The sequence below is a fragment of the Bradyrhizobium diazoefficiens genome (genome assembly GCF_016616235.1).
GTDB classification, from domain to species: domain Bacteria; phylum Pseudomonadota; class Alphaproteobacteria; order Rhizobiales; family Xanthobacteraceae; genus Bradyrhizobium; species Bradyrhizobium diazoefficiens_H.
This window is the reverse complement of record NZ_CP067100.1, coordinates 5,861,321-5,873,796: the sequence shown is the minus strand read 5'-3', so window position 1 is coordinate 5,873,796 and position 12,476 is coordinate 5,861,321. Positions and strand designations below refer to the sequence as shown.

The 12,476-nt window shown below is 62.8% G+C and carries 13 protein-coding genes; 4 read left to right on the top strand and 9 right to left on the bottom strand.

Going from position 1 to position 12,476, the window contains the following annotated elements; translation table 11 throughout:
• Positions 1–11 precede the first annotated feature (11 nt).
• The 3 genes from fmdA (at position 12) to JJB99_RS27875 (ending at position 2,741) form a co-directional block, all read left to right on the top strand.
• A complete protein-coding gene (gene fmdA / locus JJB99_RS27885; protein ID WP_200495457.1) occupies positions 12–1,241 on the top strand; it encodes a formamidase in 1,230 nt (409 codons plus the stop codon).
• 64 nt (positions 1,242–1,305) lie between these two features.
• Positions 1,306–1,656: an FmdB family zinc ribbon protein gene (locus JJB99_RS27880; protein WP_200495456.1), complete on the top strand. Its 351-nt coding sequence runs from the start codon at positions 1,306–1,308 to the stop codon at positions 1,654–1,656.
• A 44-nt stretch (positions 1,657–1,700) separates the two neighbouring features.
• Complete coding sequence (locus JJB99_RS27875) at positions 1,701–2,741, top strand: aliphatic amidase (RefSeq protein WP_200495455.1); 1,041 nt, start codon at positions 1,701–1,703, stop codon at positions 2,739–2,741.
• 675 nt (positions 2,742–3,416) lie between these two features.
• Here JJB99_RS27875 and JJB99_RS36415 read toward each other — a convergent pair.
• A complete protein-coding gene (locus tag JJB99_RS36415; RefSeq protein WP_246775011.1) occupies positions 3,417–3,725 on the bottom strand; it encodes a hypothetical protein in 309 nt (102 codons plus the stop codon).
• Between the two features lie 150 nt (positions 3,726–3,875).
• On the bottom strand, positions 3,876–4,451 hold the full coding sequence (locus tag JJB99_RS27865; protein ID WP_200495453.1) for an HdeD family acid-resistance protein: 576 nt from the start codon (positions 4,449–4,451) through the stop codon (positions 3,876–3,878).
• Positions 4,452–4,830: 379 nt separating this feature from the next.
• On the opposite strand from JJB99_RS27865, the gene JJB99_RS27860 reads away from it, so the two are divergent.
• Positions 4,831–6,600: an SDR family oxidoreductase gene (locus JJB99_RS27860; RefSeq protein WP_200495452.1), complete on the top strand. Its 1,770-nt coding sequence runs from the start codon at positions 4,831–4,833 to the stop codon at positions 6,598–6,600.
• A 42-nt stretch (positions 6,601–6,642) separates the two neighbouring features.
• Here JJB99_RS27860 and JJB99_RS27855 read toward each other — a convergent pair whose 3' ends face one another.
• The 7 genes from JJB99_RS27855 to JJB99_RS36410 form a co-directional block, all read right to left on the bottom strand.
• Positions 6,643–6,999 carry a c-type cytochrome gene (locus JJB99_RS27855; RefSeq protein ID WP_246775010.1) on the bottom strand — a complete coding sequence of 119 codons (357 nt, stop codon included), beginning with the start codon at positions 6,997–6,999 and terminating at the stop codon, positions 6,643–6,645.
• A 41-nt stretch (positions 7,000–7,040) separates the two neighbouring features.
• Positions 7,041–7,673 (bottom strand): c-type cytochrome, encoded by a 633-nt coding sequence (locus JJB99_RS27850; protein WP_200500328.1) that lies wholly within the window; start codon positions 7,671–7,673, stop codon positions 7,041–7,043.
• A complete protein-coding gene (locus tag JJB99_RS27845) occupies positions 7,673–8,509 on the bottom strand; it encodes a substrate-binding domain-containing protein (protein ID WP_200495450.1) in 837 nt (278 codons plus the stop codon). Before JJB99_RS27845 ends, JJB99_RS27850 begins: the two co-directional genes overlap by 1 nt.
• Positions 8,493–10,328, bottom strand: coding sequence for a methanol/ethanol family PQQ-dependent dehydrogenase (locus tag JJB99_RS27840; protein ID WP_200495449.1), 1,836 nt, complete (start codon positions 10,326–10,328; stop codon positions 8,493–8,495). Before JJB99_RS27840 ends, JJB99_RS27845 begins: the two co-directional genes overlap by 17 nt.
• Positions 10,329–10,440: 112 nt before the next feature.
• Positions 10,441–11,232: a heme-binding protein gene (locus JJB99_RS27835; protein WP_200495448.1), complete on the bottom strand. Its 792-nt coding sequence runs from the start codon at positions 11,230–11,232 to the stop codon at positions 10,441–10,443.
• A gap of 72 nt (positions 11,233–11,304) precedes the next feature.
• Entirely contained in the window at positions 11,305–12,228 is a 924-nt protein-coding gene (locus JJB99_RS27830) for a cytochrome c oxidase assembly protein (protein ID WP_200495447.1), read from the bottom strand.
• The gene (locus tag JJB99_RS36410) at positions 12,216–12,443 is read right to left on the bottom strand and encodes a hypothetical protein (protein WP_246775009.1); all 228 of its coding nucleotides are present in this window, start codon (positions 12,441–12,443) and stop codon (positions 12,216–12,218) included. The genes JJB99_RS27830 and JJB99_RS36410 overlap by 13 nt, the downstream gene beginning before the upstream one ends.
• Positions 12,444–12,476: the final 33 nt, after the last annotated feature.

The following is a 12,476-nucleotide window of genomic DNA, read 5'->3' as shown; positions in this document are numbered from 1 at the left end:
GGAGCATCTCGATGCCAGAGACACTTATCAAGGTCGATCTCACCAAGTCGGCTTATGAAAACGACAAGATCCACAACCGCTGGCATCCGGAGGTTCCGATCGTCGAGTGGGTCAGCCCCGGCGATGATTTCATCATCGAGATCGTCGACTGGACCGGCGGCTTCATCAAAAACAACGACTCGGCCGACGACGTGCGCGACATCGACCTGTCGATCGTGCACTTCCTCTCCGGTCCGATCGGCGTCAAGGGCGCTGAGCCCGGGGATCTTCTCGTGGTCGACCTGCTCGACGTCGGTCCGCTTAAGGAGAGCCTGTGGGGATTCAACGGCTTCTTCTCCAAGCAGAACGGCGGCGGTTTCCTGACCGATCATTTCCCGCTGGCGCAGAAATCCATCTGGGATATTAAGGGGCTCTACACCTCGTCGCGCCACGTGCCCGGCGTCAACTTCGCCGGGCTGATCCATCCCGGCCTGATCGGCTGCCTGCCTGACGCCAAGATGTTGGCAGCCTGGAATGCGCGTGAAGCCGAGCTGATCGCGACGAACCCGGCGCGGGTGCCGGGCCTTGCCAATCCGCCGTTCGCGCCGACCGCGCATGCCGGCCAAGCCAAGGGTGACGTCAAAGCCAAGATCGGCTTTGAGGGCGCACGCACGGTTCCGCCGCGCGAGCATGGCGGCAACTGCGACATCAAGGATCTCTCCCGCGGCTCCAAGATCTATTTCCCGGTCTACGTGCCCGGCGGCGGTCTCTCGATGGGTGATCTGCACTTCAGCCAAGGCGACGGCGAGATCACCTTCTGCGGCGCGATCGAGATGGCCGGCTGGCTGCATCTGAAGGTCGACGTTATCAAGGATGGCGTCGCCAAATACGGTATCAGGAATCCCGTGTTCAAGCCGTCGCCGATCACGCCCAACTACAAAGATTACCTGATCTTCGAGGGCATCTCGGTCGACGAGGCCGGCAAGCAGCATTATCTCGACGTCCACATTGCCTATCGCCAGGCCTGCCTGAACGCCATCGAGTATCTGAAGAAGTTCGGTTACTCCGGCGCCCAGGCCTATTCGATCCTCGGCACCGCGCCATGCCAGGGCCACATCTCTGGCGTGGTCGACGTACCGAACGCCTGCGCCACGTTGTGGCTACCGACCGAGATATTCGACTTCGACGTGATGCCGTCCTCGGCCGGGCCGATCAAGTACATCACAGGCGATATCCAGATGCCGATTTCGCCGGACAAGTAGCCCTTACCCGAAACGGATGCGGGGCACTGCGCCCCGCATCCCAGCGCAACAGCGAGGGTCGACGATGCCCATCTATGAATATCTTTGCAACGATTGCGGCCCGTTCACCGATATGAGACCGATGGCGGATTGCGATGCTCCGCAGGAATGTCCGCGCTGCGAGATGGAATCGCCGCGCGTGATCCTGACTGCGCCGGCGTTCTTCTGCGTGCCCGCGGACAAGCGCAAGGCGATAGCCACGAATGAACAGAGCAGGCACGCCCCGAAGACACTCGATCAGTACAAGGCCGCGCACGGTCCGGGTTGCGGCTGCTGCAGCACTGGCAGCAAGAAGAAACCGGGACGGCTGGTCACGACAAGCAAGAGCGGCGCCGTCGGCTTTCCGACCGCGCGGCCCTGGATGATCAGCCACTGACGCTGCGTGCTGAAAAACTCAAGCCATGACAGAAGGGCGTTTCAATGCTTCACGGTGACATTTCTTCCAGCAACGACACGGTCGGCGTCGCCGTCGTCAATTACAAGATGCCGCGGCTGCACACCAGGGCCGAGGTGCTCGACAACGCCCGCAAGATCGCCGACATGGTGCTCGGCATGAAGCTCGGCCTACCCGGCATGGATCTGGTAATTTTCCCGGAATACTCGACCCACGGCATTATGTACGACTCCAAGGAGATGTACGAGACCGCCTCGCAGGTGCCGGGCGAGGAGACCGCGATCTTCGCGGAAGCCTGCCGCGAGGCGAAAGTGTGGGGCGTGTTCTCGCTCACGGGCGAGCGTCACGAGGAGCATCCGCACAAGGCGCCGTACAACACCCTGATCTTAATGAATGACAAGGGCGAGATCGTGCAGAAGTATCGCAAGATCATGCCGTGGGTGCCGATCGAAGGCTGGTATCCAGGCAATTGCACCTATGTCTCGGAAGGCCCTAAGGGCCTGAAGATCAGCCTGATCATCTGCGATGACGGCAATTTTCCGGAGATCTGGCGCGATTGTGCGATGAGGGGCGCCGAGTTGATCGTGCGCTGCCAAGGCTACATGTATCCGGCCAAGGAGCAGCAGATCCTGATCTCGAAGGCGATGGCCTGGGCCAACAACGTCTATGTCGCGGTCGCCAATGCCGCCGGCTTCGACGGCGTCTATTCGTATTTCGGCCACTCCGCGATCATCGGCTTCGACGGCCGCACGCTAGGCGAGACCGGCGAGGAGGAATATGGCATCCAATATGCGGCGCTCTCAAAGCATCTAATCCGCGATGCCCGTCGCAACAACCAATCGCAGAACCACCTCTACAAACTGGTGCATCGCGGCTATACCGGCATGATCAACTCCGGCGAAAGCGCAAAAGGCCTCGCGGCCTGTCCTTACGACTTCTATTCGAAGTGGATCGCCGATCCCGAAGGCACGCGCGACATGGTTGAGGCGATCACCCGTGGGACCGCGGGCACCGCCGAATGCCCGATCGATGGGATCCCGAATGAGGGGTCGGCGACCAATTACTAGGGCATAGGCAGCAGCACCCGGGCAGAGCGCGGGCATCGCGCAAGACGGCCTTGACGGTCTCCTGCCCGAGCGCGTCACGCATGGCGTCAGCGGAAATGAAGCGCATGGGTCCAGACCCTCGCGCATACCGTACGATTACCCTGGCCCCGGCACGGGCCAGGACCGGCGTCACTTCCTCGAAGGCATGTACGTCGTACGGGAAGCCGTGCGACAGGATGACCGGCCAGCCATTGGCCGGACCCTGCTCGAGGTACGCGATCCGCGGCGTTTCGGTGTGGATAATTCTTGCCGGTTGTTCAATCATTGAATGCCCTTTCGAGGTGGAGGGCAGCGGTTCGTCACCGTCCGCCCCGCTGTCTCATGAAGGAGATCACAAACCGTGCCGCCGCGAGGTCGCCTGGAGGATTTCAAGTCCGGCGGCGCGACTGCATGCGCCGCTAAGCCCTGCACAGTCAGTGCGGTGCGACGAGCTTCAGAAGCGAACAATTGCGATGTCAGGACCGCTCTCCCAATATCTCGGTGATGAAAGGCCGAAGGTCGGCCACATCAGCGCCGGTTCCTCTAATGCAGCGAAGTGGCCGCCTCTCGGCATGTCGGTCCAGTGAACGACGTTGTAACTCTTCTCCAATGAGCGAGGGGTGGGCAGAAACACGGGATCAGGGGCACGCCCCTGAACTAGGACCTCTGCATCGGCGTGGCGGCGTTTCCGAGGGACGCGCAGGATGCCGTCTCCTGCTGGCGAATGCCGATGCCGATCGCGGAACGGAGCGGCTCGATTGCGCAGACCGACGACTGGGTGCTGATGGATGCGTGCAGGCAGGCCGCTTCGTGGGACCAACCTCTCAGGGTAGCGGTCAACGTCTCGGCAGCCCAGTTCCGCCGGACCGCGGCGCTGGCGCTGAGACACTCGGCCGCATCGCCGGCGGCCACTCCGTCGTCGGAGAAAGCGAGCGGTAGAGCGATGTAGTGGGTCACGTCACTCATCTGGCACTGCTCTGTTCGTGTTCTCCCACCAGCGGTCACCGGGCGGTAGTCCCTCGAGACCTCCTGCGCAAACCTTGGAGCTGGGCTCGTTGTCGAAGATGAGCGCCTTCAGCGTTGGCCGCAGTGCAGCGAAGATCGGCCACGACCAAATCAGAGACTTCCGCTATGTGCGGCCAACGCCATGCCTATCAGCGTTGCGCCGCCAAACGCCAGGTTGATTCCGACCAGCAGGCCAATAGCCCAGAGCGCCGATCCGGGAAGGCCAATAATGATGATGGCGGCGATCAAGATGTCCATCAGACCTGCAACGAGCATCCACGACCAGCGGCCGGTCAGTTCGCGCCGATGCTCGAGCGCATACAGGATCGAGGCGACGCCCTCAGCCAGAAAATAGGCGCCAAGGACGATCGTCAGGGCATACGTACCTTGGACGGGCGCTGCGAGCAGGATGACGCCTGCCGCTACGGCGAGGACGCCGGAAATCAACGACCACCAAAAGCCCGGCATCCCTCTTGCCCAAAACGTGAGAACCAGCCCGACGACACCACTGATCAGGAAGATCCACCCCAGCCAGATTGTTGTGGCGATACTGGCCAGCGGCGGCACTATCATTGCGGCAAATCCGAGGACAGTGAGCAGAACACCTTCAACAAGGAAAGCCACCCAATGCTCGCGTATTGCCTCTGTCGCTCTTGATTGTAGGTTGGCAAAGTCCGGTGTCGTCATGGATAGCTCCTGACCGCCTCGTAGTGCGCCCTGCCGCACAGCAGTCGAAACGTGCAGCCTGAACTTTGTTCCATATTTTTTGCGAAGCGCGCGAACCTTCCGCGATGAGACCTCGAGTTGCTGCGCCCACTTGCGGAGCGCGATGCTATCGGTCACGCCGGAGTGACTGGCCCCCACTTTGCCCGCACGGAACGCGAACAGCGCGGGAATGCCTTGAACGGCCGTATTTGCGAGCGGCCCATCTCGCGGCCGGGCGTGTTCCTGGACAGCGCTCTTCCGCGCAACAGCCTTGCCTGCGCCTGAAGCTCGCATCGGTGCGACTCAGGAACGAGCGTCGCCTTGGCGGCTTGAGAAAGGTCCTCGTGACGGGAAGATGCTCATGCCATATGCCGATGTCGGATCGTCGACGGCCAGTTTGTCGCGGGTCTCAGATGACATCTGGATCGTAGACGATGAACCGATCAACGCAGCCGGCCTGGAACTGCCCGTGCGTATGACCGTCATACGGCTGTCGAACGGCGATCTTCTGTTGCATTCGCCGGTGAGGTACGCGCCCACACTCCGTTCCCAGCTGGAGCGCCTTGGCGCGATAAGATACCTGCTCGCGCCTAACATCGCGCACTGGATATTCTTGTCTGATTGGCAACGGGAGGTGCCTCAGGCTGAAACATTCGCCGCGCGTGGTCTTTCCGCGCGCAGGCAGGTTCGCGCAGCAGGAATTCGCATCGACCGCGAGCTTGGAGATACGACTCCTGAGGAGTGGGCCGGCGACCTGGAGACCGTGTCGGTGAATGCCCCAATGTTCTCCGAGGTGGAGTTGTTCGACAAGCGGAGCCGGACCCTGGTTCTCACCGATCTCGTGCAGAATCTCGATCCTGATCATCTTAGTGGCTCGGCCGAGGGCGTGGCGAACTTGCTCGGAATCTCCAAACCGGACGGCAAGGCGCCGATCTATCTCCGTCTGCTGCTGCGGCTCGGTGGTCGTTCGGTTCGCGTTGCCGCCGAGCGGCTGGTGCGCCTGGGCCCTGAGCGCGTCATCTTTGCGCATGGCGACTGGTTCGAGTCGGACGGGAGCGGGCGTCTCAGGCAATCCCTGCGCTGGCTCGTTCCCGGGGGTACCTCGAGCCCCGAGCAGCGGCGCATGCTGGGCATGCGCGTCGTCATCACCGGCGCCTCAAGTGGAATTGGCCGGGCCGCGGCGCTGGCTTTTGCACGCCACGGCGCAAGCGTCGCCCTTGCAGCGCGTCGCAGTGAGGTCCTGACGCGTCTCGCGACGGAATGCGAGGGGCTCGGAGGAACGCCACTGGCCATCGCGACCGATGTTACAGACGCGGAGGCGGTGCAGCTCCTGGCGAGGCAAGCCGACGCGGCCTTCGGCGGCATCGATGTGTGGATCAATAACGCCGGTACGGGTGTTTTCGGTGCCTATCAGGACGCAGACATGGCGCTTCACCGCCGAACCATCGATGTTAATCTGCTCGGTACGATGCATGGCGCCTTCGCGGTGCTTCCGATCTTCCTCCGGCAGAACCGCGGCATTCTGATCAATAATATCTCCCTCGGGGGCTGGGCGCCGACGCCTTTTGCAGCAGCCTATACGGCCAGCAAATTCGGCCTGCGTGGCTTCACCGCAAGTTTGCGCCAGGAGCTAGGCGCGCATCCCCACATTCATGTTTGCGGCGTCTTCCCCGCCATGGTCGATACGCCAGGGTTCGTCCACGCCGCCAACATGTCCGGACGTACGCTCGATCCGGGCCCGCTGCTCTACCAGCCAGACGATGTTGCCGAGACCTTCCTGAGCCTGGTGGGCGCGCCTCGTGACGAAATCGCCGTGGGCTGGCCAGCGCGTGCCGGACAAGTGGCCTATGCGATTGCTCCGCGGTTCACCGAGAATGTCCTTGGAGCCGCGTTCCGCTTCCTCCTCTCGCGCGCCCGCCCGGCAAGAAGCAGCGAGGGCACGGTGATCGAGGCCGCAGCTCAGGGCACCTCCGTGGATGGCGGCTGGCTGGCGCGCAAGCAGCTTCCGCCCGCGGGTATCGTCAGCAAGGCACTTGCGGTGTTTGGAATTGCAGCCTGCCTTGCGTTCGCCGCCTCCAGAGCCACCCGTTCGACTCGACCTCGCGCCAGGGCAAGGCGTCAGCGGGCGTGAGCGGCTGGGCACTCTGACCTATGCAGGCAAGCCGGGGGATGGTCACTTCAACGTATAAAGGAACGCCGCGATGTCGCGCGCGTCCTTTGGCGGGATTCCTATTGTCGGCATGGCATTGCCTGGCAATGCCCGCTGCGGATTCTCGATCCAATCGGCCAAGTTGTCCGGCGAGTTCTGGATGTATCCCGCAATATAGGTACGCGTGCCGATCCGATGGAGCGGCGGTCCGACGTTGCCGTTCGCGCCGGCAATGCCGGGAATATCGTGGCAGGCGCCGCATTGATAGTGTCTGACGAGGTCAGTGCCGCGACGAGCATCACCCGTGAAGTTGTCCGGGCCTGCAGCCTTGCCTTGCTCGCAAGCGGCGGCAGCCATCGCCAGCAGGGAGGCGATCAGCAATCGTGTAACCAAACTCACCATCGGCTGCTCCGCTTCGCCGATCAGGGTTTTTGGCCGAAATTGAAAGTCTTGGTGGCGGACCAGGGATCGGTCGTCGAGACCTGCTGGGTCGGGACCTGCTCGACCTCGGGAGACAGCGGATTCGCCGAGAAGGTGCGGCCCCATTGGCGGTTCGGCTCGTTGCTGATCTTGCCGATGTAGGTGACCAGGTCCCAGATCACGTTGTCGGGCAGCACGCCGCCCCAGGCGGGCATTCCGTTCGGCCGTCCCTGATAGATCGAGAGAAAGATGTTTTCGGGCTGCGACCCATAGACGAAGTTGTTATTGCTCAGCGCCGGCCCCATGCCGCCGCCGCCATTCGGTGCGTGGCAGCCGACGCAGTTGAAATTGACATAGTACGTCATTCCGCGCTGCTCCGCGTTGGGGTCGCCTTGGACAGGATTCTTGATCTGCGGCGGGTCCGGCTGCGCGCCGGGGAACAAGTGGCTGACCGGGACCTGCATGAAGACACCGGGCCTGCCGTTGCCGACAGTGCCGCCGAAATTCGGGCGCGGCGCGAGTGGCGGCCTCTGCGCCTCCTGCGCCTGCGGCAGGCTTTGCTGGGCTGACGCGGTGCCGTTCGGCCCGGCCAAGAGTAACAAGATCGCGCTCGCGCGCAGCGCCGGAGCAGACATCACTCGTGTCCTCCCGATTCCGTGACTGGCTGATCGACCAGCGGCACACCGTAATTGTCTAGCAGCGACCCGATCTCGGACCGGTGCTCCTCGATGAAGCTATTCAGCCGGTCGCGCAGGTCATCGTCGCCTTTGCGCACGCCCATGGCTATGGCGAACTGGAATTGTTGAGGTGCAAAACGCTCGTAATCCCGGATCGGCGTGACCGTCAGCGGCACAGGCGAGCGCTGCGCGAAATAGCCGCCCAGCGGACCCCAGGCCGCGGCGACGTCGATGTCGCCGTTCTCGACTGCCTCGATCAGGCGCGCCGGCGGATCCGCCTCGCGGTAGTCGCCGTAGATCGGGTAGCCGCGGACGTTTTCGACGATGCCTTGATCGCCGAGGGCCTGCGCTGGCGGCGGGTTGTTGCCGTCATCGCCGATCAGATGCACGCCGATCACAAGCTGATGCAGCCGCGAATCGAGCAGCGAGGAAAGATCGAGGTGCTGGGCTTGCCGCGTGACGAAGACATAGGTCGAACGATAGTAAGGCTTTGTCGTTTCCACGAGATCGTAGCCGACCGGCATGCCCATCACGACATCGCATTTGCCGGCCTTCAGTGTGTTGCGGATGAAGCCACGCCGCTGCGCCCACCAAGTGTAGGATACTTGCTCGCCGAGATATCGGCCCAACATATCTGCGAGCCTGTTCTCGAAGCCGGCCCCGGCACTGTTCGAGAACGGCAGATTGTTGGGATCGGCGCAGACGCGAAGTTCGCCGGCCGAGGTTGCTGCCGCGTGGACCGCGACCCCGACCACAATCCCGAGGACGATGCCGGATCTATTTGGAAGGCGCATGGCTGGTGTCCTCACCGCTCGCTCCGCCCAGCTTGAACACAAGCAGCTCGCTCCCGCCGGCTGTGTAGAAGGGCAGATCCTGTGTCGCACCGGAAAAGCCCAGCGCGGCGTTGCGCACGCGCGGATCGACCTCGGCATTCGCCACCACTCCGGGCCAACCGCCGACGCCGGAGAGGATGGCGATGTATTGCTGTCCATCGCTGCCGCGATAGGAGATCGGCTGGCCGATGAAGCCGGAGCCCGCCCGAAACTGCCACAGCGGATGCCCATCTTTGGCGTCCACGGCTTTGAACAGGCGATCCATGGTGCCGTAGAACGCGACGTCGCCAGCTGTCACGAGCGCGCCGCTCCAGACCGGCAGTTTTTCGTGGATCTCCCAAACTTTCTTTCGCGCGCCAGGGTCCCACGCCATAAACTCGCCGCGATAACCGCCGGGGCCGGCATACATGTCGACGTCTGCGCCGATATAGGGCGTGCCGGCAATATAACCGACCTGCGAGGCCTTGAAGTCCATGCAAAGGTGCTGGTGCGGCACATAGAGAAGCTTCGTGCGCGGTGACCACGCCGTCGGCTGCCAATCCTTGGCGCCCGGCGCGCTCGGGCAGATGTTCTCCACGGTCTTGCCGACCAGCGGCGTCTTTTCCTCGTTCGGGATGATCTTGCCGGTCTTCAGATCGACGCCCTTGTAGCTGTTGACGAATTCATAGGCGTCGGCCGAGATCACTTCGCCGGTCGCCCGGTCCATGACGTACATATAGCCGTTGCGGCCCGGGTGGATCAGCACCTTGCGGGTCTGGCCGTTGAGTTCGAGATCGACCAGCACGTTCTCATTGATCTCGTCGTGATCGAACAGATCGTGCGGATTGATCTGGTACGCCCACCTAGCGCGCCCGGTGTCGGGGTCGCGGGCAAAGATCGTTGTGCTCCAGAGATTGTCGCCGCTACGCTGGTTGGCATTCCACGGACTCGGATTGGCAGTGCCATAGTAGATTAGGTTCAGATCGGGATCGTAGGAGATCCAGCCCCAGACGGTGCCACCGCCGACCTGCCAGCGGTCGGCGGGCCAGGTCTTCACCCCGAGGTCCTGGCCTTTGAGATTGTCGTAAAAAGGCTTGAAATCTTCGCCGATCAGGACGTCCTTGTCCGGTCCCGTCGAGTAGGCGCGCCAGGAGATGGCGCCGGTGTTCTCGTCCAGCGCCGTAACCCAGCCGCGTACGCCCAGTTCGCCGCCGCTATTGCCGACGAGGATCTTTCCTTTCACCACGACGGGCGCCATCGTGATCGTCTCGCCTTTGTTGATCTCGCCGAGCTTCGTGTGCCAAAGCTCCTTGCCGGTTTTTGCATCCAGCGCGACGGTATGATTGTCGAGCGTGTTGAGGAAGACCTTGCCGCCGTCAAAGGCGAGTCCGCGATTGACGACGTCGCAGCAGGCAACGCCCGCGGCAGCTGGCTCCGGCTTCGGTGCATATGACCATTTCAACTCGCCCGTCGTGGCGTCGAGCGCGAAGACGCGATTGGGATAGGGACCGGCATAGGGCCCGACGACATACATGGTGCCGTCCACCACGAGCGGTGCCGCCTCCTGGCCGCGATCGGCGCCGACCGAGAACGTCCACGCCAGCTGAAGGCGCGATGCATTGGTCGTGTTGATTTGGTCGAGTTCGCTGTAGCGGGTATTGGCGTAGTCGCGCGCGGCCATGGGCCATTGGCCCGGGTCCTTCATGCGACTGGCGAGATCGGTCTGTGCCGACACCGACGACAGTAGCGCGCCCGTCGCGCAAAGGACGCACAGCAACCACGCCAAACCACGCACTAACATATGTCAAGATCTCCACGGCGGTGATGAGGCCATGCCGCGTTGCAGGCCGGTTTGCCAACGTACAAACGTTGCGTCTGCGCTTGGTTCCAAAAGGGTCCTCGTTGGCGCAGGGCTATCTCACGACATTGCCCGCCACGCCCGCGCCAAGATCGACCGCGATCTGATCCTCCTTGCCGTTGCACTTGGGATGGCCGAATCCCGACGGGCTTTTGCCGTCCGGTCCGATGTCATAGATGATCGCGTCCTTCATGTTCGGGCTGACGCCCGCCGGCACGTGGTCAAGTCCGAGCTGGTGACGTACGCGCCAGGCAACATTGTGATCGGCGCAGGAACTATCGCCGCTTACGCCCAGCGCACCGGCGACGCCGTTGCCGTCGTACAGCGCCAGCCCACCGCCGAAGACGATCACGCCGCCGACGGGCTTGCCGACCATCGGATCATGTGCAGTCCCGAATTCGTCGGGATTGCCGGCGTAAAGAACCTCCGGAGATGGAGGGTTGCCGAGGGCCGCACCGAACAGGAATCCGCCAGGTTGCGCGCCGGCGTAGAGGTTGGCCGTGGCCATCGCCTTGTCCTTCAGACTGAATGCATTGGCCGTGTTCGCCTTCTCGGCTGCGATAGCGCGGCTGCCAAGCCATTGATCGTCGGGCTTGCCGCCGCTGTAAGCGATGGCGCAGACGACACCCTGTCGATTGACGACAGCGGCCCACTCGTTGTTGTCGAAGCCTCCGTTGCTCGGCCCACCGCCGGGCTTGACGGCCTTCTTGAGAATATCGGCGAGCTGGTCATGATCGACTGGACACGACATCGGTGGCCGGGGCTGGTCCTGCGCATTCAAGGCTGCGGGTATCGAAAGTGATGCGGTCAAGATTGCCGTTGCCGCCATGACAAATCGCTTGCCCATGTTATCTCCGTGGAGTGTCGCAGTCAGCAGGCGAACGTTCGAATCGAACTTGCGGTTCCTATTCGCGGTCGATCAGGCCGCGCCTCGAATGACCAGCGGGTTGGAGTGATCACCAGTGGCAGTCAGCCAACGATGGGCAAAGAACAACCCGGCGCCCGTATAAAGGACGCCCATGGGCACCCACATCAGGATGCCGGCAAGCTGCTGGTCCTCGAGCGCCGAGAGGCCGAATTCACCGGCAAGCGCGCCCTGGCCGGGAATCCAGAGACGCGGGGACACGGTCAGCAGAGCCCCGAGCACGCCGGAATGCAGAATCGTGATGAACAGGCAGGCAACGGCGATTCCGTCGCGCATTCGTGTGCTGCGGCCCCGTCCTCGCCCATGCAGCAGTACCCACCAGAACAACAGCGCAGTCGCGAAAAAGCTGACGTGCTGGAGACGATGGACCGTGGCGTTCTCGAGCGCCCATGCATAGAGCGGCGGTGCATGCCAGACCCAGAGCGCTGCGCCATGAAGAATCGTCGCGCTCATCGGATGGCTCACAAAGCGCCATGGCAGCGCCAGGATGGGTAGATTGAGAACGCGGCCAGCCGCCGGTCGAAACGATGCCGGCAGGCTCCACATCATCGGGCCGTTGATCCGGGCAAAAGCCATCAATGGTGCCGCGACGACCATGAGCAGTTCGTGCTCGACCATGTGCGCCGTGAACAGCCGCTCGCCGAGCCAGTGCAGCGGAGAGGTCACGGCAAGAGCTGTGATTAGCCACCCGATCCAGAACGCGCCGACCTGTCGGAAGCTGACGCCGCGGCCTCCGCCCGCATGTCGCCAGAGCCGCTGCGTCCCAACATAGAAGCCGATACCGACGGCATAGAGGGGTGCCATAAGCCAGAGATCGTAGCTCCAGAGCGATCCCGAATCGACATCGGATAGCCCGTGCGCGGCGGCCGGCTGCGTGAGCAGCGTAAGCAGCAATGCTGAAAAGCTCAGCGCAGACATGGGGCGATCATGAGAGATGCGGCGAGCTGGTTCGCAATCACCAGCGCAAACAGCACGCCGGATCCGACGCCGAGCCAGGCCATGAACGCCCGTGGCCCGCCCCCCTGCGCATCGGTCCATTCAGCCCCCGCCTTGCGCCGAACCGCGCGGGCGGAAATGGCTGTGCCTGCGAGCGAGATGATTGCCAGAATAGCGCTCAGGATCGTCCCGCTCATCCTGGTCTTCTCGCAGGAGAAATGCGCGAAAAC